16 protein-coding genes are annotated in these 22,510 nt (G+C 49.7%); 2 read left to right on the forward strand and 14 right to left on the reverse strand.

Annotated elements, in window-relative coordinates; all coding sequences use genetic code 11:
* Window positions 1-198: 198 nt before the first annotated feature.
* From DW915_RS10295 to DW915_RS10305, 3 genes are all read right to left on the reverse strand, one after another.
* A complete protein-coding gene (locus DW915_RS10295; RefSeq protein ID WP_117761291.1) occupies window positions 199-945 on the reverse strand; it encodes a copper homeostasis protein CutC in 747 nt (248 codons plus the stop codon).
* A gap of 87 nt (window positions 946-1,032) precedes the next feature.
* On the reverse strand, window positions 1,033-1,290 hold the full coding sequence (gene spoIIID, locus DW915_RS10300) for a sporulation transcriptional regulator SpoIIID (RefSeq protein WP_055225733.1): 258 nt from the start codon (window positions 1,288-1,290) through the stop codon (window positions 1,033-1,035).
* Window positions 1,291-1,358: 68 nt separating this feature from the next.
* Window positions 1,359-2,183: a C39 family peptidase gene (locus DW915_RS10305; RefSeq protein WP_158568551.1), complete on the reverse strand. Its 825-nt coding sequence runs from the start codon at window positions 2,181-2,183 to the stop codon at window positions 1,359-1,361.
* Window positions 2,184-2,503: 320 nt separating this feature from the next.
* Between DW915_RS10305 and DW915_RS10310 the strand changes: the two genes are divergently transcribed.
* Complete coding sequence (locus tag DW915_RS10310; protein WP_022463049.1) at window positions 2,504-2,884, forward strand: 4Fe-4S binding protein; 381 nt, start codon at window positions 2,504-2,506, stop codon at window positions 2,882-2,884.
* Window positions 2,885-3,105: 221 nt separating this feature from the next.
* Here the strand turns inward: DW915_RS10310 and pulA are convergent, their stop codons facing one another.
* The 3 genes from pulA to DW915_RS10325 form a co-directional block, all read right to left on the reverse strand.
* The gene (gene pulA, locus DW915_RS10315; protein WP_118742074.1) at window positions 3,106-7,032 is read right to left on the reverse strand and encodes a type I pullulanase; all 3,927 of its coding nucleotides are present in this window, start codon (window positions 7,030-7,032) and stop codon (window positions 3,106-3,108) included.
* 59 nt (window positions 7,033-7,091) lie between these two features.
* Window positions 7,092-7,922, reverse strand: coding sequence for a response regulator (locus DW915_RS10320; RefSeq protein WP_158581052.1), 831 nt, complete (start codon window positions 7,920-7,922; stop codon window positions 7,092-7,094).
* 248 nt (window positions 7,923-8,170) lie between these two features.
* A complete protein-coding gene (locus tag DW915_RS10325; protein WP_118742076.1) occupies window positions 8,171-9,745 on the reverse strand; it encodes a carboxylesterase/lipase family protein in 1,575 nt (524 codons plus the stop codon).
* A gap of 299 nt (window positions 9,746-10,044) precedes the next feature.
* On the opposite strand from DW915_RS10325, the gene DW915_RS10330 reads away from it, so the two are divergent.
* The gene (locus DW915_RS10330; protein WP_055225745.1) at window positions 10,045-11,406 is read left to right on the forward strand and encodes an MATE family efflux transporter; all 1,362 of its coding nucleotides are present in this window, start codon (window positions 10,045-10,047) and stop codon (window positions 11,404-11,406) included.
* Window positions 11,407-11,520: 114 nt separating this feature from the next.
* On the opposite strand, the gene DW915_RS10335 is transcribed toward DW915_RS10330, so the two are convergent.
* The 8 genes from DW915_RS10335 to DW915_RS10375 all read right to left on the reverse strand — a co-directional run bounded on the left by DW915_RS10335 (window position 11,521) and on the right by DW915_RS10375 (window position 22,339).
* Entirely contained in the window at window positions 11,521-12,231 is a 711-nt protein-coding gene (locus tag DW915_RS10335) for an HAD family hydrolase (RefSeq protein WP_055225746.1), read from the reverse strand.
* A gap of 312 nt (window positions 12,232-12,543) precedes the next feature.
* Entirely contained in the window at window positions 12,544-13,428 is an 885-nt protein-coding gene (locus tag DW915_RS10340) for a homocysteine S-methyltransferase family protein (RefSeq protein ID WP_055220913.1), read from the reverse strand.
* Window positions 13,429-13,642: 214 nt separating this feature from the next.
* Window positions 13,643-13,930, reverse strand: a complete 288-nt coding sequence (locus tag DW915_RS10350) for a hypothetical protein (RefSeq protein WP_055220917.1) — start codon at window positions 13,928-13,930, stop codon at window positions 13,643-13,645.
* A 247-nt stretch (window positions 13,931-14,177) separates the two neighbouring features.
* Window positions 14,178-15,572, reverse strand: a complete 1,395-nt coding sequence (locus tag DW915_RS10355) for a SurA N-terminal domain-containing protein (RefSeq protein ID WP_118742078.1) — start codon at window positions 15,570-15,572, stop codon at window positions 14,178-14,180.
* 223 nt (window positions 15,573-15,795) lie between these two features.
* Complete coding sequence (gene mfd, locus DW915_RS10360; RefSeq protein ID WP_118742079.1) at window positions 15,796-19,320, reverse strand: transcription-repair coupling factor; 3,525 nt, start codon at window positions 19,318-19,320, stop codon at window positions 15,796-15,798.
* Between the two features lie 5 nt (window positions 19,321-19,325).
* Entirely contained in the window at window positions 19,326-19,910 is a 585-nt protein-coding gene (gene pth, locus DW915_RS10365) for an aminoacyl-tRNA hydrolase (protein ID WP_055225751.1), read from the reverse strand.
* Between the two features lie 83 nt (window positions 19,911-19,993).
* Complete coding sequence (locus tag DW915_RS10370; RefSeq protein ID WP_118742080.1) at window positions 19,994-20,953, reverse strand: TIGR03943 family putative permease subunit; 960 nt, start codon at window positions 20,951-20,953, stop codon at window positions 19,994-19,996.
* 198 nt (window positions 20,954-21,151) lie between these two features.
* The gene (locus DW915_RS10375; RefSeq protein WP_118742081.1) at window positions 21,152-22,339 is read right to left on the reverse strand and encodes a GTP-binding protein; all 1,188 of its coding nucleotides are present in this window, start codon (window positions 22,337-22,339) and stop codon (window positions 21,152-21,154) included.
* Window positions 22,340-22,510 lie beyond the last annotated feature (171 nt).

The following is a 22,510-nucleotide window of genomic DNA, read 5'->3' on the forward strand; positions in this document are numbered from 1 at the left end:
GTCCTTTTCTTTTTTTATTTTCTTGTTTCAACTCACAGTCGGTATTTCACGGAGTCTGACATGTCGAAAATAGTTCGACTGTGACTTGTCTCATGTCAGTGGAGGATACCGATTTCTCTCCGCCCGCCACTGCCGTTATGTTTCTTTTAGCAATTCATCCCACTGCTTCAGAAACGGGGGACTTCTTGTCTACTGGTGTTAAAGTTCTTCCAGTACCGCTCTCGCGCTGCGCACGGCTTTGACATCAGTGCGGTAGAGGGTGTATTCGCTTAAGGATGGAAGTCCCATGTTCACATTTTCTTTCCGGTACTGCATCGGGCTCGCCAGTTCGATTTTTCCGGACATGTGGTAGGCGGTCACGCCGGTTTTCGGATACAGCTCGCGGATCGCATCCGCGCAGATACCGCCGCCCGCCTGAATACGGATGCGTCCCGCCGCCTGGCGCTGCAGTTCGGCGAGAAGCTCTGCTCCTTTTACCGCACTGTTCTGCTGACCGGAGGTGAGAATGGTGTTCATACCGAGCGATACCGCCTGCTCAAGCGCTTCTTTCGGATCGCGGCAGACATCGAACGCGCGGTGCAGCGTCACGGACATGCCGTCGGCTGCCTCCATCAGCTGTTCCATTGCCTCCATATTCATCGTTCCATCCTCTTTCAGCACACCGACCACAACGCCCTCTGCACCAAGTTCGCGGTACATCGCGACTTCCTCGCGGATTTCTTCTAATTCATATGGGGTGTAGCAGAAATCCCCGAACCGCGGGCGGATCAATGCATGAATCGGAATGGTTGTCTGTCTGCGGATCACCTCAAACAGCTTCGGACTCGGCGTTGTTCCGCCGATCACCAGATTCTGACACAGCTCCAGCCGGCTCGCTCCGCCTTTTGCCGCCGCAAGCGCCGACTCCGCCGAGTCCACGCAGACTTCCAGGATATAATCGTTCATAAAATTCCCTCTGTTTTCGTAAGTTTTCTTTCTCTATCATACCCTATTTAGGGCGATTAGGAAAGAGCTTCTTTGGTTCACTTTCGTTCACTTCTGCTTTTGATGCAGATACTTCTCCCTCGTCGCCATCCCGCCGCGGATGTGGCGCTCGGACTTGTTTACATCAAGAATCTTCCGCGCCTCCGCCGCCAGCTGCGGATTCACCAGCACCAGCCGCGAGGTCAGATCCTTATGCACAGTGCTCTTGCTCACCCCGAATTTTTTCGCCGTCTGCCGTACTGTCGCTTTCGTCTCGATCATGTAAATCGCTGTTTCTACAGCACGCTCCTCGATATAGTCCCTCACAAAAAGCCTCCGAAGACGCTGTTTTTACAGTGTATTCGGAGGCTATGATGGGTATGTCTTCTATTTTATTATTTGTAATATACCCATACCGCTTTTGTCTGTTCCAGCACCTGATCGATATCCCAGGTTTTTTCGGAATTTTTTCTGCTGTTTGGGTCGTTGATTTTCAGTCTGCCATTCTGCAATCCGGTAAGAACGATAAAATGACCGTTGCTGGTAAACTCCCCGGGTCCCATCAGGGCAATGATGGGGTTTCCGGCCTGCAGGTTGTTTTCCACCCGTTCCCGTTCCACAGGGATTTCTTTGCTGGAAAGGCCGATCTGCCGGGCTCCTTCCAGCATCAGAGACCAGGCGGTTCCGCTGCCGTCTACGGCATAGCCGTTCTGTGAGGCAAAATCGGCGACCCAGCGCGGATTTTTTGTGATATCGCCGGTCATGAAAATGGCAACCATGGAAAGTGCTGTCGGTCCGCAGCCGCTTAATCCCATCACTTCACCGGCATATCGGTGATAGCCCCATCTCTGATCCCACTGCAAGAGAAGCGGAACCTCCGATGCGGATGACAGGTCGCTCAGGTCAATCTCCGGCTCCTCCTCTTTTTTCAACGGATATTCTTCAACGAACGTCTCCGTCTCATTGTTTCTCTCATAAAGCGATAGCAGATCCTCCGGGTACTGATCCATTGAAATGCCGTTTGCTTTCGCATATCGCTGGATCGGATTCTGCCGGAAGTGCCGCACACCGCCCAAAATCAGGAGACAGCTAAGTAACAGCAGCAGCCCGCGGATTCGCCACACCTTTCTTTTTCGTCTCCGCACTCTTTCTCTTCTTCGCATCATCTTTTTTCGTTCTGCCGTCTCTTGCCATGTCAGTGTATTGCTTTCACGGATCATGAAAAATCCCCCTCCCGATCTTATTGTGTACTCCCAAAATCTTTCCATTCCTGATTTTGTGAGATGATTGAGAGTACATTCTTCTCTTTCATCATAACAAATTTCCGATTTTTCTTTTTGTATATTTTCCGAAGAAAAACTGCAATTTTTCTGTCCGCTTCCTTAAGATTTTTTGTAGCTATGCAGAGCCATGCGAAATGGAAGATGGAAGAAAAATCGCAAGCAGGAAAATGATGGCAAATTCTGGAAATATCGTTGAGAAAAAATATCAAAAATAGTAGAATAAGGAAAATACAAACTTTAAGCGGAGGATAAAACAAATGAAAAAACTGAAAGTAAAAAAAGGCAGCACCTGTATGGCTTGTCTTGCCTGTGTGGGAGCATGTTCTGAGGCATTTTATAAGGTATTTGATCCGGACAAGGCATGTCTGCAGATCGTAGAGAAAAAGGCTGTCCGCCCGATTGCCTGTCCGCAGTGCGGTAAATGTGCCGAGGCCTGTCCGGAAGGCGCCATTACCCAGAACCCGAAGGGCGTTTACATGATCAACAAGAAAAAATGTACGGGATGCGGAGCCTGTGCGAAGGCCTGTCCATTTGGCCTGATCGTAAAAACCGAGGGCAATCCGGCTTCCAAATGTATTGCCTGCGGTATCTGCGCGAAAGCCTGTCCGATGGATGTACTGGAAGTTGTGGACGAATAATGATCCGAACTCTGAGATATCGTCGGGATCTCGTGTAAGCACAGATCCTGACTCATTGCTCACATAAACATAAAAATGCACTGTGGAACGTCGTCGGACAATTCCACAGTGTATTTTTATGTTAAACGAAAAACAATTGATTCCCGCTCGCTGCCTGGCAGAATGATCGATGCCCGTTTCCACAGACGGCATTCCGACAAAAAGGGACAAAATTTACAATTTTACTCCCGCGCCAGCAGAACCATCGATTTTGCCGGAAGCATCATGCTTTCTTTCATCTCTGCTCCATCCTCTGCACAGCGTTTTCCATCGCAGAGCAGTTTCCAGTTTCCTTCCGGGAGTTTCTGCAAAGCTTCTTTTTCCCATGGATTGTAGAAGACGCAGACTGCGCGGCCATCCGGGTATTCCAATTCGTAACCTGCGATCTGGTTTTCACGGAAAAATGTCTTTTTACAGTCCGGCTCGCACGTTCCGTATGCCTGGAATTTTCGACGCAGAGCGAGAAGACCACGATAATAGTCCACCAGCTCTTCCTGCTCTAAGGCGCGTGTCCAGTCAATTTTGTTGAGCTGCCACGACGATTTGAAGCTGTTTCCTTCGCCATGCTTCGTGCGCGCAAATTCCTCTCCTGCCTGGAAAAACGGCATTCCCTTGCAGGTCATCACAATGCCCGCCGCCAGACGGTTCATTGAAAGCGTCCGCTCATCCATCTTGTCAAAATCCGGCTCCGCATCCTCCTTCCGCTTCGGATCGGACAGTTTCAATTTATCCCACAGCGTATAATTATCATGTGCCGACACGTACGGAATCAGCTGGCTCGCATTGCGCGGCTCATAGGCTCCTTTTCCGTCCAGCCAGCCATCTGTCGCGGAAAGTATTCCTGCTGAAAGACGCTCTTTTCCATTGACATAGCCTCCCTCTGCGGCAATGAAAACACTTCCCTTGATGGAATCTCTCGTATCGTCACAGAACATGGAAATGCCATCCATCAGCTTTCCGATATTCTGTTTATCCGAAGGGAAATATCCCTCCTGCATTGCGCTTGCCGCTGCTTTCCACGGTTCACCGTAAACCAGAATCTCCTCACCGCGCGGCATCCGGTTCAGAGCTGTGCGGATCGCATTCATGGTCTCCGTGTCATGCAGTGCCATCAGATCGAAACGGAAACCGTCGATATGATATTCCTTCGCCCAGTAACAAACCGAGTGAACCATAAAGCGGCGGAACATCTCCCGCTCACTCGCTGTCTCGTTTCCGCAGTCGGAACCATTGGAAATCGTGCCATCCTCCCATTCACGGTAATAATAATAAGGGACTGTTTTCTGAAGCGGCGAATCGAGATTGTACGTATGATTGTATACCACATCCATAATCACGCCGATGCCGGCTTTATGCAATGCCTGAACCATTTCCTTCATTTCCCGGATACGTACCTCTCCGTGGAACGGATCGGTTGCATAGGATCCCTCCGGCACATTGTACTGCACCGGGTCGTAGCCCCAGTTGAACGCTTCCGCATCGTCTTCCGGCACACTTCCGAAATCGAAAACAGGAAGCAGATGCACATGAGAAATGCCAAGCGACTTCAGATAATCGAGCCCTGTCGCATGAATTCCGTCTCCATTCAGCGTTGTGCCTTCTTCCGTAAATGCCAGAAACTTTCCACGGTGCTTATCCGAAACACCGGATTTCGGATCGCTTGAAAAATCCTTCACATGAAGCTCATACACACAGCGGTCCTCCGGCCGGATTTCCGGTCTTTTATCCTGCTCCCAGCCCACCGGGTCCGTCTCTGCAAGATTTACTACCATACTCCGCTCCGAATCAATACCGGAAGCCACGCCGTACGGATCGACCGTATCAAAAACGCCATCTGAGTGCAGAATGTGATATGTATAATACGTTCCATACCAGGCTCCCTGCAATGCGCAACTCCAGACACCCTTTTCGCCGCGCGTCATCGCAAGCGAAGCTATTTTTCGGTCCCCGTGCTCCCGGCTGCTGCCGCGGGAAAACAGTTCCAGTGAAACCTCCATCGCCGTCGGCGCCCAAAGCTTCCATTCTGTCACAAGCTGTTCATCCTTTTTCACCGAGACACCGAGGTCATCCCCTTCATACGTAAAGTTTTCCACAAATTCTTCCGATTCAAAAAAGCTTTTCCACTCCGCAGGCGTTCTTTTCACCACCGCATTCATCTTCTTTCCCTCCATTTCTTTGTAAACCCGCAGAATCTCTCCGACACTCCACGCCTGCGCATAGCAGCCCTTCGACATCACCGGCGCCGCACCATCATAAATCTCCGCCAGATGAAACAGACATCCTTCCTGCATCCAGCTCGCAAGACGGTCCAGTCCGCGGCGCACTTCCTGTTTTCCCTCCTTCGGGAAATAGTTCAGCACCGCACGGAAATACGCCCCAAGCGGAAATCCCCAGACTGTCCCCTGATGATATGCCCTGTCACGCTCCGGCTGGCTTCCGCCGATCCATGGATGAAATGCCGGATCCTCCATCTCCAATGACCGCAGTCCTGCTGTCGTATACAGCTTTTCTTTGACCGCCTGTAAGATCCGCTGCCCCTGCTTCTGACTCACCATCTGAAACGGAAGTGCCAGCACAAAGACCTGATTGCATCGGAACTGCTTCTCTTCATACGTGCCGTTCAGCACGTCCTTCAGATATCCTTCCTCTTCCATCCAGAACTTTTCGAGGAAACTCTTCTTCACCTGCTCCGCAAGCTTCCCATACGCCGATCCATCCTTTCCGACAAACGGCGCCAGCTCTTCCAGAATCCTCAGACCATTATACCAGTACGCATTAATCTCCACCGGCTTCCCGTGACGCGGTGTCGGCAGCTCCTTGTCAATCCGCACATCCATCCACGTCACCTGCTCCAGACCGCCCCCGGCCATAATCAGCCCGTCACTGTCCATTTTAATATGGAAATCCGTTCCCTTCTGATACCAGAACACAATATCCTCCATCACCGGAAACGCCTCGCGCACAAACTCCAGATCTCCTGTTTCAAGGTAATACTCATACACCACATCCAGAAACAAAAGGGCCGCATCCACCGTATTATACATCGGAAGCGCATCCCCCTCCGGAAACAGATTCGGCATCAGTCCTTCTTTTGTATATGCCATAAAAGTCCGAAGAATGCTCTTACACGCCTCATACTCCCCAAGTGCCAGCGTGCATCCCGGCAGCGAAATCATCGTATCCCGCCCCCAGTCCGCAAAATAGGGAAAACCAGCCATAATACTCTTCCCGCCTGTCGATGCCCGTTCCGTAATATACTGACTCGCACTCACCGCCAGCCGCTTTCCCACCGGATCAGAAATCCCGGACTTTTCCGCAATCATCTCCTGCCGCTTCTCTTCCTCTTCTATCCACAGCGCAATCCTTTCCTCATCCCACTTATCCACATCATCCGCGAGACTATACACAACAAAAAAGACCTGCTCCCTGCCGTCTCCCGTCATCTCAAACCGAATCCGATGATTCACGACAGCACTTCCGATGCCATCTCTTCCATCCCGCGCATCCTGCTCAAAAAACAAATCCCTCCAGATCCTCTCCTTCTCCATCTGAAGCTCCCCATTTGTCCCATAAGAAAGAATCACACCATTGCTCGCAATGCACTTCCGATCCACCGCAAAATCCTGCCCCTCCTGCAGCTGCTCCCCCTTCGCAGCAAACCGCATCACCGGCCGAACCGAAAAACTCCCCTTCTTCCCACTTCTCACCCGATACCGGACAAGAACCGTATTCTCCCCCTGAACCATCCCAATCGTCTTCTCAATCTCAACCCCCTTCACCCGGTAAAACCATACCGGCAGACTCCCCATCTCAAACCCTTCCAGAAACCGAAACCCCTCCACATTCTGCGTCCGATTCACAAACTCCTGTGAAAACAGCTCCGTCTCCTCACCATCCACCTCCAACGTCTCCCAGACATTCGAAATCAGATGCTCCCGCACCGTAGGCGCCTTCAGCGCCCCCATCAACAGCGCCTGATCATTCCTCGCCGCATTCCCCATCACCGTCAGCGAACAATAACCTCCCAGTCCGTTCGTCAGCAAAAAACACTTCTTTTCCCCACTCCGAAAATCCATCCACTCCGAAGCATTCAGTCGAATCCTATCCATACCCCAAAACCTCCAAATTTCACACAATATCTTCCCGAAACTTTTCTGTTCTCATAAAATCAAGCACAAAAAACTCCGAAAATATTTTTTTTCATTCTATCTCCAAACGTTGCACCAGTCAACAAACTCACGCCGATTCGCCCTCCGGGCGAATCCAGCCCCTCTCCCCGTCCTCCAACACACTCTCCCCTTCCACGCAACAATCTCACGCCGATCTGCCCTCCGGGCAGATCCAGACCACTCCTCCCGTCCTCCAACCCCAGGATCTGGCTCCGGCGTCGTGGCATCTGCAAATCGCTCTGCATCTTTTCAATCTGTTCGCTGTTTACCTGTTCAAAATAGTTGTTGGCACACTCCAGCAGTACCATACGGCAGAAATCCCGGACAAAGCTCATATCGAGAAGCATCTGTGTTTTCTCCTGCATTGTGCTGCGGCTTTGCCCGTTGACCATCAGATACAGCAAATGCTCCCGCAGAAACTCCATGCTTTCGTCCTTCCGTTTTTCCTCGCGCTCACTCTTTGCAAGCTTTTCGGTGATTTCACCAACCACCTTTTTAAATTCTTCCGGGTTGACCGGTTTTAAAATATAGGCGGAAACACCGTAAGAAATCGCCTTTTTCGCGTAGGAAAACTCGTCGTACCCGCTGAAAATCACGGTTTCCGTCCCCGGATACTCCTCATGAATCCGGGAAAGAAGCTCAATTCCGTCCATGAACGGCATATTGATGTCGGTCAGCAGTACGTCTATCTTCTCTTTTTCAAACACCTCCAGTGCCTCCTCCCCATTGGAGGCCTCCAGAATATTCTCCCGGATATTCATCCACGAAAGCAGCATCCGAATTCCCTTTCGCTCTATCATTTCGTCATCTACAATCAGATATGTGTACATGTAGTTATTCCTCTTTCTAAGCAGCATTACATATTATTTCTATAATACCATTTTTCGTTTAAAATTGTATAGCTTTTGCCGCTCAAAACCGGTCCCGGAAACACCGGAGCCGTAACCATTTCAAAAAAAATGAAATCCGGAACGGTCTCCGATTTTTCGATCCGTTCCGGATTTTGTTTTTCACTTCTGTTTTTGCTTTTTATTTTTGATTTTCACTTCTGCTTTCCGTTCTGAAATCCTGCTTTTCCTCAATGAATAAAGAACGCGTCCTCTTCCTCGTCTTCCACAACCGGTGTCATCGGATTATACTCGGTTTCTACCAGCTTCTTCACCAGCTCGTGATCGAAGTTGCGGCGGATTTCACAGGTTCTGTCGAAAATCATGGTTGCTTCATCCCCCGGGGTGCATGCCGGCCAGTTCGGGAGGGATGGGGTTTCCGGGCTTCCGTAGCGGGCAAAGTTGATCCAGGCGGTGGCCATACGCTCCTGCAGACGGTCTGTTTCGCCCGGGACATTGCATACGGCGATGCGGTCGATGTTATGGAATACGAACGGAATCTCGGCACAATGCCATGCGGCTTTTCCGCCATCGATCGGGAATTCATAGGTAAACTGATAGGAATAAGTCGGCGCTTCTGTAAACTCCGATTTCTGACGAATGAATTCGATCGTTGCCGGACGGAAGAACGTATCCACAGACCACAGGTCGGCAATTGTTTTGTCCGGATATGCTTTTTCAAAAAGAGAAATCAGCTCCGGCGTTGCATCGCCATATTTTCTCGTCAGGAACGCAATCTGTTCCTCACGGTTCATCTCATGTTTTCCCGGCACAACCGGTCCAAAATCAAACTCACCGATGTTGGTTCCTGCCAGCACAGGAATCGTTTTAGCGTGATCCGTAAATCCGCACTTGATCGGATTTCCGTGGAACCAGCCATTCTCCATCGGTCCCTGTCCGATATAGCAGCCTTTCGCAGCAACCTCTGCCTCAACTTTATTGTACGCATTTGACAGCTCATAATACGGGATCGTCTCAAGCTTCTCCACCTCGGACTCGTCCAGATTCAGTTCTTTTAACAGAGCCTTCACAATCGCGGTGCCGTCTCCGTCCTCTTTCTGATAAACCTTTGCCTCATAAACACCGCTCTCGATGATACCCTTCTGGAACAGGCCGTCTGCTGCCGGCGTATTCATCAGCGTTGCTACCTTCATACCGCCGCCGGACTGACCGAAAATCGTAACATTCTCCGGGTCTCCGCCGAATGCCGCGATATTGTCATGTACCCACTGCAATGCAGCTACCATATCTGCGTTTCCTGCATTCGCAGAATTTTTGTATTTTTCGCCAAACGGCGAGAGATCGAGATAACCGAGGATATTCAGCCGATGGTTCACGGAAACAACAACGACATCACCGAACTCGCTTAAGTGATCCCCCTCATATGCCACATGCTCAATCGCAGAGCCGGCGCTGAAGCCGCCGCCGTGGAGCCATACCATGACCGGCTTTTTCGCACCCGGATCAAGACTCTGTGTCCAGACATTCAGGTTCTGGCAATGCTCGTCCTGCGGCCAGTAACGATGCGGTACCAGCACCTCCATGTTCGGCTCATCCTGCTTTAAAAGCGGACATACATAGCCGTATGCCAGCGCATTTTTGATTCCTTTCCATGGTTTCACCGGCTGTGGCATCTGGAAACGGTCCGCCTCAGCGTAATGGATTCCATGAAACGCGTATGTCGTATTCAGGCGGAAGCCGCGTACCTTTCCCGCCTTTGTCTCTACTACCGGATCTGTTTTACTGCATACAAAATAATCTCCCATATTTCGGTTACCTTCTTTCTATCCTGTTCTGTGACGCGCAGTTTCCAAAAAGCCACCGCAAAATCCCCCTGATCTTTCCGTTTTTGCACCGGTCTTTGAAGCATCTGTTGTTTTTGCATTTACGCATCTGCTCCCTATTATACCAGACAATTTTTTCAGAAACAATTCTTTTTACTTTTATTTTCGGCTGTTTATATCAACAAAGTCCGAAAATCACGTCAAAAATGGATATTTCCATCACAACTTCAAAGTGCTACAATAAAAAAGAAGGTAAAATCAACGTAAAAAAGGGGACTACTATGACGAAAACAGTACAAAAGAGCAAAGCCCGCGATATGACCCAGGGCTCTATCTGGAAACAGCTTCTTCTCTTCTCTCTTCCGCTGATGGCCGGAAATCTCTTCCAGCAGCTTTACAACACCGTTGACAGCATCGTTGTCGGCAACTTTGTCGGCAAGGAAGCACTCGCCGCCGTCGGCTCCGTCGGTCCGATCATCAATTCTCTGATCGGCTTTTTCATGGGACTTTCCACCGGTGCCGGTGTCATTATCTCTCAGTATTATGGCGCAAAGGCGGATGAAAAGGTCAGCCGCACCGTCAGCACGACACTGGTGATGACGTTTATTCTCTCCATTGTCTTTACCATTCTCGGCATTCTCATCACGCCGTACATGCTCCGCATGATGAGCACACCGGACGATGTCATCCGTGAGTCGGCAACGTATCTTAAAATTTACTTTGGCGGTGTTGCCGGTCTGATGTTCTACAACATGGGCTCCGGCGTTCTCCGCGCTGTCGGCGATTCCCGCCATCCGCTGTATTTCCTGATTTTTTCCGCTGTTGTCAATACCGTGCTCGATCTTTTGTTTGTCGTTTCCTTCGGCATGGGAATCGAGGGTGTGGCGCTTGCAACCGTTATTGCACAGTACCTTTCGGCGGTTCTGACGCTGTATGTGCTGACCACAACAGACGGCCCATACCGCATCTGTTGGAAAAAGCTCTGCATGGACTGGTCTTTGCTGTACCGCATCGTCTGCGTCGGACTGCCGGCAGCGATCCAGCAGATGGTGACTTCCGTTTCCAACGTTTTCGTGCAGTCCTATATCAATGTATTCGGCTCGGATGTTATGGCGGGCTGGAGTGCCTACATGAAAATCGACCAGTTTATGATGCTGCCGATGATGAGTGTTGGTCTTGCTTCGACCACCTTCACCGGACAGAACGTCGGTGCCAGCTACATTGACCGTGCAAAAAAGGGTGCTACAACCGCATTCCTGCTTGCTGAGCTTGTAACCATTGTGATGATGATTCCTCTGCTGATTTTCGCTCCGCAAATGGTCTATCTGTTTAACCAGGAGGCAGCTGTGATTCGTTACGGAACCCTGTTTCTGTATCTGCTATCCCCGTTCTACATTCTCTGCTGCGTCAACCAGGTTTATTCCAACGTCCTGCGTGGCGCAGGAGACACCAGAACACCAATGATCGTAATGCTCGGAAGCTTCGTCGTGTTCCGCCAGATTTACCTGTTTGTGATGTCACATATATTTGATTCCATCATTCCGATTGCACTTGGTTATCCGGCGGGATGGCTGGTATGCAGTGTTCTGATTTATGCCTGCTATCGGAAATTCCGATGGAATAAAGGAATGCGGAAAAACTGAAGGATTCCTTTCCTGACATAAGCAAAATGGGCTGTTGCACTAAGAAAATGAACGTAGTGCGACAGCCCATTTTTTCGCATTATTTTTTCAGGAGTGCTGCTGAATGCTCTTTAATCAGAACAACTCCGCAATCGCCGCGATCTTCTCACAGTTTTCCGGCAGCGGACCATTGATTTTCGGTGACTGGCGCGTTGCCACGTAACGGCTTGCGATTCCGGCAGAGGCTGCACCGTGGCAGTCAGCGATATCGTCATTTCCTGTCATCAGGCATTCTGCCGGATCGAGGTGATACTGCTTCAGCAGCATCTCATAAAACGCCGGATCCGGTTTTTTCACACCGGCATCTGACGAGAGCAGGATTCCATCAAAGTATCTTGTCAGTCCAAGCAGGGAAATTTCCGGCGCGGTGAAAAGCGCCTGTGCATTGGACAGCAGAAAAACCTTCTTTCCTGCGTCTTTTAAACGCTGCAGCATTTCCGGCACGCCGGGGAACAATTTCAGTTCTTCTATCGAAATCGCACGGAACATTTTCGCCAGATCTGCAATTTCTTCTTCCGTTACTGAAACAGCCTGATCCTCAAACAGCTGCCGGAACACATCCGCAATGTCGATTTCCGGTACATGGCTGCCGCGGCACTCCATTTTAAGCGCAGCTTCCTGCTCTTTGATTTTTGTCTCATACGCCATCCGGAGTTCTTTCGGCTCATAGGCGGCCCCTTTCATCCCAAAGAACAGGCTCATTTTTTTCCAGAGATACGCTTTCTTTTCATTCGTATGTATATCTACCAGAGTTCCATATAAATCAAAAATATAATTCTGATACATCCTTTATCATCCTTTCTGTACGGAAGGTTTTCCACACGACACGTATTCTACCAGACTTTTCTCCACAATTCCATGTCTTTTTTCCAGACTTCCTATCCTTTTTTCTCCACCCAGATTGTCTATCAAACCAGATCGTTGAAACCTGTTTTGTCTTGTTCTCTGTAAGAAAGAATCCTGCCCGGAGGGCTTTTTACGTTATCGGAAAATTCAACAAAGTTTCCGGTAACGTAAAAAAATTCCCCCGTACAGATTTTGTCCGCAACAGGGGAATTCATTACATCTCACAGTTTCCTGCGAATTGTAATCTTTGATTTACTTTCTCGCATCCAGCATTTCTTTCACCAGACGAATATACTCCGGTGTCGTTCCGCAGCAGCCGCCGACAATGCCTGCTCCTGCGTCTACCAGAATGTTCATATATTTTGCGAACGTCGGCGCATCCATGCTGTAGATTGCCTCTCCGGTCGGCGTGATTTTCGGCAGGCCGGCATTCGGTTTTACGATAACCGGTACTCTTGCCACTTTTTTCATGGAATTTACGACTGCCTCAAGCTGATCCGGTCCGACCGAGCAGTTCAGTCCTACGGCGGATGCTCCCATTTCCTGCAGTGTCTCAACTGCTTCCACAGCGTTTCCGCCGAACAGGGCAGAACCGTCTGCTTCCAGCGTCAGAGAACACATAATCGGCAGATCGCAGACAGAAAGTGCAGCATCCATAAAGACACACGTTTCGTCTACGCTCAGCATCGTCTCCGCTACCAGAAGATCAACGCCTGCATTTGCTACCGCTGTTACCTGCTCTGTGTAGGATTCCAGCAGCTCTTCATAAGAGAGATCGCCTTTTGGCTGCAGCATTTTTCCTGGTGTAGAAAAATCTCCCGCGATCAGCGCACCTGTTCCGGCAAGCGCTTTTTTCGAGATGTCCACCAGGCGTGCATTCAGCTCCTCCACCTCGTTTTCTCTTCCATAATCCGCTAATTTCAGTCTGTTTGCACCAAAGGTCGGCGCATAGACAATCTGGCTTCCCGCCTCCACGTAAGCCTTCTGTAAATTTGCCAGAATATCAGGGTGCTCCAGAACCCAAAGCTCTGTACTGACTCCTTTTGGCATTCCCGCTTTTGTCAGATTTGATCCGGTTGCGCCATCCAATAAAATGACACCTGCTCCGGCAAGCTGTTCAAATTCTTCTCTTGTCATTTTCTTTTCTCCATTCTGCCCGAGTTACCTGCAGCACATGTCCGCGTATACTGACAAATCCCGGCTGTTTTTTCTGAACCTGCCGCACTTTTCGCGTCAAATTCATGTTCAGTATAGCATTGTATTGTTTTCCCGACAAGTAGAAAAGAGGTATCCGTTTTGGATACCCCTTCTCCTGTTTCCGTTCACGGATGTTCAGCAAACCCTGACATCCTTAATCATGATGCGCGTCTGAATGATGTGTCTCCGAATGATGCGTCTCCGAATGATGTGTCCTGCCCGAGCTGTTCCCCCCACCGGACGGGATATTCTTCGGTGACCCCGGAGACAAATTTGTTCCCTGGTTCACACGGGTTGCTTTCTGTCCATTTTCCACCTGCGAGGATGCCGATACCGTTGAAACACCCGAATCGGAACTGTTTTCCGTTGCAGCATTTTTTCCACACGCAACGAAAGCCAATACTGCTGTACCAACAAGTACGGAAATTACTGCCTTCTTCATTTCTCCACCTTCTTTCCTGGTACATCGTTTTCGCCTGAACATTAGAGCATATCTGAAAAATTATTTCCGCAATCTGTGAGACACACTCTGGTTGTAATTTCATTATAAATAGACTTCTTACTATTGTCAATTTACTCTACAAATTCCCTATTATTTTCTTTTTTTTGTTCCAAAATATTTTCAGACACAAACAGCAGCCGGACCCCTCTCCCGGATCCGGCTGCCGTTTGTCCTGTATCGTATGCTTTTATTCTGCAGTGCTTGAAGACGTCGAAGCAGTGCCTGTGCTGCTTGTCGATGTCGTTTCGGTACTGCCTGATGTCGTGCTGTCAGACGTTGTACTGTCCGTTGTTGTACTGTCGGTTGTGGTTCCATCTGTGGAATCTGTAGAAGCGCTGTCAACTGTCATCGTATACAGATCTGCGTCGGTTACTTCAAGCTTTTTCCAGTTGGATGCGACCTTGATATCGCTCTCCTTTACCCATCCATCCAGTGTATCGTTGTACTTATCCGATTTGCGGTTGGAAATGATAGTCTGTCTTCTGGACTCGGTTTTATCCTCGTCGAATGCTTTATCTACACGAATCACATAATATGCATCGTCGCCTTCGATGACACCGTCATAATACTCGCCATCCTTCAGCTTTGCTGCTTCTTCCGCTACCTTATCTCCAAGAGAACAGGTATCGTCATCGTCTTTCTCCGATCCGGTTCCAAAGGATGTCTCGGAAGAGGTCAGATAAGAAACCTCAGAGGAGGAATCGCTGTCGGAACTGCTCGATGTGCTCGCGCTTGAAGCGTCGGATGCGCTTGTGTCGGAAGCATCGGAAGAAGAGCTGCTCTCATCGGAGCCATCTGCAGAATCGGTGGAATCTGCGGTATTCTCCGCATTTAACTGATCGTTCAGCTCCTTGCGCAGATCGGTAAACGATGCGGTTGCCGGATCCTCAGACTCTTTTAAGAGATCCAGGAATCTCTGTGCGATTTCTTTCTTTGCCGCTTTTTCCTCGTCCGTCAAATCAATCGTTTTTCCATCGTCATCCTTCTCGGTTCCTGCTGTGGATACCGTGATGTAGCTGATGGAGGTCTGCTTTGCCTCTTCATCGGATACCTCGGTATCTACATCTGCGATGATCGGATCATAAATTTTGGTCTGAATAACATACAGCTCCAGTGCATCCTGGATGTCCTCAACGGTTGCGTGCAGCTTTTTCATCACATCGTCACCGTTCTTATCTGCGAATGCCTGTGCAGCCTCTTTCGCCTGCTGTTTTTCCTCGTCTGTCAGGGAAATTCCGTATTCCTCTGCGTGCTGCCGCATCAGAAGCTCTTTTTCGATCGTATCAAGAGACTGCTCCTTGAACGTTTCCCCGGTAGTCTTTCCATCGTCGCCTTCCTTGTCGTACATCTCAGACGGCATCTGCATTCCGTACATCGAGTACATCTTGGAATAATAATTGTACATGGTTGCCTGCTGATATCTCAGCATGAAATTTGCCTGTCCGAGTGTAATCGACTCGTCATTTACAGTAATTGCCGTTTTTGTTCCGTCCACATTGTCGGAACCGCAGCCGGTCAGTCCCATCGCTGCCATCGAAGCACTCAGCATAACGCAGACTGCTTTTGCTTTTAAATTTTTCATTACTTCCTCCTCATGCAGGGCGAAATGTATGCTCAAAAAGAATTTACCTTTTCAAAACTGTCCGGGCCTTTCAAATGCCCGACTTTTTTACACATTCGAATTTCCGGTCCTGCATCGATTTTTATAAACGCTTTTTCTATTATACCCTTTTTGCTGATACAGGGCAACTTTTTTCTTCCCTGTTCACGCCTTTTTCACACGATTTTGTGGGTATGCGAGTGTTTCACTCCTGCGTGATCTGCAGCAGATCTTCCACCAGTGCATGGCTCTTCTCCAGCAGATCGATCTTTTCCTTTGAATTTCTCCGCCGCGGCGTGTAGACAAACGCCAGCGACTCCATCTGGAATTTCAGTTCGTCGCGGTATTTCTGCAGCAGCTCCGGAATCCGCGCCACATCGATTTTGGCATGCTGCTGTAAGGTGACTCGTACCGAATCGCCCATCTGTTTCAGCTCCGTCACATACGCACAGTGCGCCAGCGCTTTCAGTTCTGCGACAGCCAGAAGATTCTGTACATTTTTCGGCGGTTCCCCGAAGCGGTCGGTCAGCTCCTCCGTCATGTCCTCATACTCTTCCTTATTTTCAATCGCCGCAATTCGCTTATAGGTGTCAAGCTTCAGAGCCTCGTTGCTGATGTAGCCGTCCGGAATATAGGCACTGACATTCAGATCGATCGTTGTCTCGAACGCCTCTGCCGGTGCGATGCCCTTCGCTTCCTGGACAGCCTCTGCGAGCATTTTACAATAGAGATCGTATCCAACCGATTCCATATGGCCCGACTGCTCTGCGCCCAGCAGATTTCCGGCGCCACGGATCTCAAGATCACGCATTGCAATTTTAAAGCCACTTCCCATCTCCGTAAATTCACGAATCGCATGGAGACGCTTCTCCGCCACTTCCTTCAACATCTTGTTTCTGCGGTACATCAGAAATGCGTAGGAAGTCCGGTTCGACCGTCCAACGCGGCCGCGGAGCTGATAGAGCTGTGACAGTCCCATCTGGTCGGAATCGTGGATAATCATCGTGTTGACATTCGAAATATCGAGTCCTGTCTCAATGATCGTTGTTGACACGAGCACATCGATCTCTCCGTTGATAAATCCGTACATGATCTTCTCGAGCTCGCGCTCCTTCATCTGCCCGTGCGCAAAGCCCACATTTGCATCCGGCACGAGCTTCTGGATCGTGTTCGCCATATCCGCAATCGACTGGACACGGTTATAGACATAGTAAACCTGCCCGCCCCGCGCAAGTTCACGGTTAATCGCCTCGCGAACCATTTCTTCATTGTATTCACAGACAAAAGTCTGGATCGGCTGGCGATCCTGCGGTGCTTCCTCGAGCACACTCATATCGCGGATGCCGATCAGGCTCATGTGCATGGTACGCGGAATCGGCGTCGCCGTCAGTGTCAGAACATCCACATTTTTTTGCAGCTGTTTGATTTTTTCTTTATGCGTCACGCCGAACCGCTGCTCCTCATCGACAATCAGAAGGCCAAGATCTTTGAACTTCACATCCTTTGAAAGAACGCGGTGTGTTCCAATGACAATATCCACGAGTCCTTTTTTCAGATCCTCCAGCGTTTTTTTCTGCTCTGCCGGCGTGCGGAACCGGCACAGAAGATCAACGCGCACCGGAAAGTCCTTCATGCGCTCAACGAACGTATTGTAATGCTGCTGTGCCAGAATGGTGGTCGGAACGAGGTAGACGACCTGTTTGCTCTCCTGTACTGCCTTGAACGCTGCACGGATTGCAACCTCGGTTTTGCCGTATCCGACATCGCCGCAGATCAGGCGGTCCATGATCTTTTTGCTCTCCATGTCCGCCTTTGTCGCCTCGATCGCCGCAAGCTGATCGTCCGTCTCCTCAAACGGAAACAGTTCCTCAAATTCTTTCTGCCAGATCGTATCCTTTCCGAACTGATAGCCGGATGACGCCTGCCGCTCGGCATACAGCTTCACGAGATCCTGTGCGATATTTTTTACCGCATGGCGAACCCGTGTTTTCGTCTTATTCCATTCCTGACCGCCGATTTTATTCAGCTTCGGCACCTTTGCAGCTTCGCCGGACGCATACTTCTGCAGCGTATCGAGCTGGGTGGCCAGCACATAGAGGTTCGATCCGCCCGCATACTCGATTTTCATGTAATCACGCGTTACGCGGTCCATCTCAATTTTTTCGATACCGCGGTAAATACCAAGACCGTGGCTCTCATGCACGACATAGTCACCGATCGATAGATCCGCAAAATTCTGGATTTTCTGACCGGAATACTCCGATTTCTTCCGGTTTTTCTTCTTCTCTTTTCCAAAAATATCCGTCTCTGTGATCAGCACAAATTTCTGCATCGGATATTCAAAGCCTCTGCGGGCCGCGCCGTGGATCAGCATGACCTCGCCCGGTTTCAGAACACGCTCCTCATTCTCGCTGTAGAAGGCCGGAATCTCCTCATTCTGCAGGTCCTCCGCCAGATGCTGCGCCCTCGTCCGCGACGGACTCGCCAGTACAATACGGTAACCCGCTTTTTTCCAGGATTTCAGATCTTTTACCAGAAGCGGGAACTGATTGTTATACGAATTGACCGATTTCACCGTCACACTGAATTCGTCACGGATATTCCACTCGCCCTTCTGCGGCTCCATCAGCGATACGGCAACACAGCCGCGGCGGTTCAGTTTTGCCACAAGCTCCGCCGTACTGCACATCAGCTTCGCCTGTCCCGGCAGGAGGTATCCCTTTTCGAGACGGTGGCTCACGCTCTCCTGAAATTCTGCTTCCAGCGCATCGGCACACTCGATGATGCGGTTCGGCTCATCGAGGAAAATGCGGCTGTTCTCCGGCAGATACTCAAAAAACGAGACGGTCTCCGGATAAAAATAATGAAGATACTGCTCCGCTCCCTGCAGAATTTCGCCCTCGCCGATCTGATCGCAGATTTCCTCTGCCGCATGGCGGATACGCGCCGCTTCCTCCGTCATCATCTTATCGCGGAACTTTGTGCTCTGCGCTTTTGCCTCTTTTTTAATCGCTTTCACACCGCGCGCAATCGTGTCCTCAGTTAAGATCAGCTCCGATGCCGGATAGATTGTGATTTCCTCGAGGTTTTCAATCGACCGCTGGCTCTCCGCATCGAAGCTTCGGATGGAATCTATCTCATCGCCCCAGAGTTCAATCCGGATCGGGTTCTGTTCCGTCAGCGGATAAATATCGAGAATGCCGCCGCGGACGGAAAACTGGCCGGTCGACTCCACCTGAAAGGTACTCTCATAGCCGAGCCGCACCAGCTCTTTTCTTATTTTATCCAGATCGAGTTCGCTGTCATTACGCAGATGGATACAGTGCTTTTCAAACACGTCAAGAGGCAGAAGAAAGTCCATACATCCCCCCACACTGGTGATGATGGTAACTTCCTTCCGCTCAAGAAGTGCCTGGATGACCTGAAGCCGCTGCCGGATCAGCAGATTTCCGTGAATGTCCGCCTGATAGAAAATCAGGTCCTTCGCCGGATAATACAGCGTCTCCGCATCGTACAGCCGGTAATCCTCATATAATTCTTTTGCTTTTAATTCATTTTCCGCGATCAGAAGCCGCACCGGGGCATCCTCGGAGAGACCTGCGATCATGTGGGCTTTCTGGCTTTCCAAACAGCCCGAGATCACCGTCACACCTGCGGTTCCTTTTTTCAGATCACGGAACAGCTCGTCAAAACGGGCAATTTCTTTGATCGGTTCTAATAACGCTTTCATTTTCCTTACTCTGCCGGGTTTGCAGATTTGCGGTTATACTCATTCATAGCTGCGTCCACATCCCCGTTCAGCATCTGCTCGATTGCTTTTGCCGCATGCTCGATCGCCAGATTTACAAGGGGACGTTCGTCTTTCGTAAACGGACTTAACACGTAGTCCGCCAGATCCCAGTTTTTCGGTTTCTCACCGACGCCGACCTTCACACGCATAAATCGGTCGGTGCCAAGATTGGCAATGATGTTTTTGATGCCATTGTGGCCGCCCGCGCTTCCTTTTTTGCGGATACGGATCTGTCCCGGCGCCAGGCTGATATCATCGTAAACCACGATCAGCTCGCTCTCCGGATCCACTTTGTAATAGTTCACCAGCTCCCGAACGGACTCGCCGCTCAGGTTCATATATGTCATCGGCTTTGCGACAATGACTTTCTGGCCTGCGATCATGCCCTTTCCGAACAGTGCCTTGTGGCCTGCACCGGAAGACGGGATCTGATATTCGTCGATCAGGTAATCGATGGTGTCGAATCCGACGTTGTGCTTCGTGCCCTCATACTGGCGCGTCGGATTTCCCAAACCTACTATAATAAACATACTTCCTCCTGCAATGCAGACAACAGAGAGCAGAAAAAACTTTCCCTGCCCTCTGTTGTCTGATGTATGATTGTTCTTTTTCTTTAGTTAAAATATACCAGTTCGCTCTCCGGTTTCTTGGCCGGTTTGATTTCTTTTGCATACAGAACCGGGCCTTCGCCATCGTAAACCTTCATATAGCCCCATTTTACCGTTGCAGTCACGTCAACCCAGGAACCCATTACGAGAGATTTGGCGCTTGCGCATTTGCAGACATAGCCGATAAAAGAAGTATCATCTGCACAGCAGGTCATTGCCATACGACCCGGGACAAAGAAATCAGCTCCGACGTCTTTGCTCTTTAATACCATGCCTCGGAAATGAACGGTTTTGCCCTCGTAGCGCTCCGGGTTGTCGCCCATGTCGACATACCAGATTCCGTAATCGGCATCGTCGATTTCGATCACATCGGCATCGGTATCGAACGGCATCTGATCCTCAAAAATGTTGTCAATTTCGCCTTCTTCATTCTCAAACAGAACGTCGCATGCCTGATTGACTACTTTGATGCTGCGGCGGAATGCCGGAAGCGGATCTTCCGGACGACAGCGGTTGAACATAACCATATCCGCATTTTTTGCCATCTCCATGAAAACAGATTTCATATTCTGCATATAAATCTGGAAGCAGCTTGCATCGACCGTCACAATCTCCTGTACAATGCCCCAGCCGCGCGGCAGCTCCATTTCTTCGAGTTTTTTTACGCTCCAGAGCGGATTGTATTCCAGAATAATACGCTCCGGGCGATATTTACGGTTCAGTTTTTTCAGGTAATCTAAGGTAAACTGCTCCGGTCCTTCTACGATTTCCAGTACTGTATTGTGTTTGAGCAGTTCTTTTTCGTCATACTCTACCTCACCCTCTTCGGTTGTGATCAGAAGGGTCGGCCCGTCAATCTGGAAATATTCCTGTGCTACGGTAAAATTGATAAAAGAGGTTTTTCCACTCTCCAGAAATCCTGTTATGAGATAAATCGGAATTTCTACTTCGTCTTCTTCGTACATTTTGTACCTCCGTTGTCTTTGACGTACTCCCGGAATCTTTCTGCACTTGCTTTTGCGGCTGAGATTCCGGGCGTACCTTTTGCTTTGTCTCTAAATCAAGAAAAAAGCTACCACATCGGATTTTGTTTCTGATGCGGCAGCTTCACTACAATTCACAGGTACCCTGCGGACCGTAATTTTCGCAGCTACTTTGTATTTTTACAGTCCGAACAGCTCTGCCAGCTTATCTTCTGCTAATTTGGAACCGATGACACAGATTCTTCCGGTGAATTCCGGTGCTCCGTCACGTACTTCGTACTCTTCCGGAACCATATCGAAATAGATCCACTGTCCATCGGCGCCTGCTACCATACCTTTGGCACGAAGAACCATACCATAAGCGGTATCCTCGGAAAGTTTCTTTAAGATGCCTTCGATCTGCTCTTTGGTGAAGGTCTTCACAGTCTCCTGACCCCAGCTTGTGAAAACTTCGTCTGCGTGATGATGGTGATGATGCTCATGACCACAGCCGCACTCGTCATCGTGGTGATGATGATGCTCATGGTCATGATCATGGCCGCAGCAGCACTCGTCATCATGGTCGTGGTGATGATGCTCATGCTCCTCGTCGTGATCGTGGCCGCAGCAGCACTCGCCGTCATGGTCGTGGTGATGATGTTCATGTTCATCCTCATCATGATCGTGATGATGGTGCTCATGCTCCTCATCGTGGTCATGGCCGCAGCAGCACTCGTCGTGGTCATGATGATGGTGATGATGCTCTTCCTCTTCTACCTGCGCAAGGTTGATGATCGCACCTTCCATCGTATCGAGTACTTTCTTGCCGCCCAGAACTTCAACCGGTGTGGTGATGATGTGTGCTTCCGGATTCAGCTCGCGGAGCATTTTTACAGCTGCCTCTACTTTTTCGGTATCGGCTTTATCGGTACGGCTCAGGATGATGGTTCCTGCGCTCTTTACCTGATTCTCGAAGAATTCGCCGAAGTTTCTGAGATACATTTTGCATTTCATAACGTCGACTACGGTTGTTGCGGAATTCAGGGCTACGCCTGCTTCTTTTTCTACACCGTCTACAGCCTTGATGACGTCGGAGAGTTTACCTACGCCGGACGGCTCGATGATGATGCGGTCCGGGTGATATTTGGTGATAACGTCTTTTAATGCTGCGCCGAAGTCTCCCACAAGAGAGCAGCAGATGCAGCCGGAGTTCATTTCACGGATTTCGATACCGGCATCTTTTAAGAAGCCTCCGTCGATTCCGATTTCACCGAATTCGTTCTCGATCAGAACAACCTGCTGGCCTTTCAGTGCGTCTCCGAGGAGTTTTTTGATCAGGGTTGTTTTTCCTGCGCCCAGGAAACCTGAAATAATGTCTATTCTTGTCATTGATTTAACCTCTTTATCTTGTTGATTCCGTTTATAGTTAGCTGCAAAAGGGCCGAAGTTTATCCTCCGCCCCACACTCACGCTTATTATAGCAACCATAGAACAAAAAATCAAGAGAATTTCCCTTGCTTTTTCTGCATTTCACCATTATAATATATTACATGTCTTTTC

Source organism: Blautia sp. AM42-2, from assembly GCF_003480245.1.
Classification (GTDB): domain Bacteria; phylum Bacillota; class Clostridia; order Lachnospirales; family Lachnospiraceae; genus Fusicatenibacter; species Fusicatenibacter saccharivorans.

Coding starts and splice junctions, on each gene's coding strand:
- DW915_RS10295 (WP_117761291.1), bottom strand. CDS start 945: ATGAACGATTATATCCTGGAAGTCTGCGTGGACTCGGCGGAGTCGGCG.
- DW915_RS10305 (WP_158568551.1), bottom strand. CDS start 2,183: ATGATCCGTGAAAGCAATACACTGACATGGCAAGAGACGGCAGAACGA.
- DW915_RS10310 (WP_022463049.1), top strand. CDS start 2,504: ATGAAAAAACTGAAAGTAAAAAAAGGCAGCACCTGTATGGCTTGTCTT.
- pulA (WP_118742074.1), bottom strand. CDS start 7,032: ATGGATAGGATTCGACTGAATGCTTCGGAGTGGATGGATTTTCGGAGT.
- DW915_RS10320 (WP_158581052.1), bottom strand. CDS start 7,922: ATGTACACATATCTGATTGTAGATGACGAAATGATAGAGCGAAAGGGA.
- DW915_RS10325 (WP_118742076.1), bottom strand. CDS start 9,745: ATGGGAGATTATTTTGTATGCAGTAAAACAGATCCGGTAGTAGAGACA.
- DW915_RS10330 (WP_055225745.1), top strand. CDS start 10,045: ATGACGAAAACAGTACAAAAGAGCAAAGCCCGCGATATGACCCAGGGC.
- DW915_RS10335 (WP_055225746.1), bottom strand. CDS start 12,231: ATGTATCAGAATTATATTTTTGATTTATATGGAACTCTGGTAGATATA.
- DW915_RS10340 (WP_055220913.1), bottom strand. CDS start 13,428: ATGACAAGAGAAGAATTTGAACAGCTTGCCGGAGCAGGTGTCATTTTA.
- DW915_RS10350 (WP_055220917.1), bottom strand. CDS start 13,930: ATGAAGAAGGCAGTAATTTCCGTACTTGTTGGTACAGCAGTATTGGCT.
- DW915_RS10355 (WP_118742078.1), bottom strand. CDS start 15,572: ATGAAAAATTTAAAAGCAAAAGCAGTCTGCGTTATGCTGAGTGCTTCG.
- mfd (WP_118742079.1), bottom strand. CDS start 19,320: ATGAAAGCGTTATTAGAACCGATCAAAGAAATTGCCCGTTTTGACGAG.
- pth (WP_055225751.1), bottom strand. CDS start 19,910: ATGTTTATTATAGTAGGTTTGGGAAATCCGACGCGCCAGTATGAGGGC.
- DW915_RS10370 (WP_118742080.1), bottom strand. CDS start 20,953: ATGTACGAAGAAGACGAAGTAGAAATTCCGATTTATCTCATAACAGGA.
- DW915_RS10375 (WP_118742081.1), bottom strand. CDS start 22,339: ATGACAAGAATAGACATTATTTCAGGTTTCCTGGGCGCAGGAAAAACA.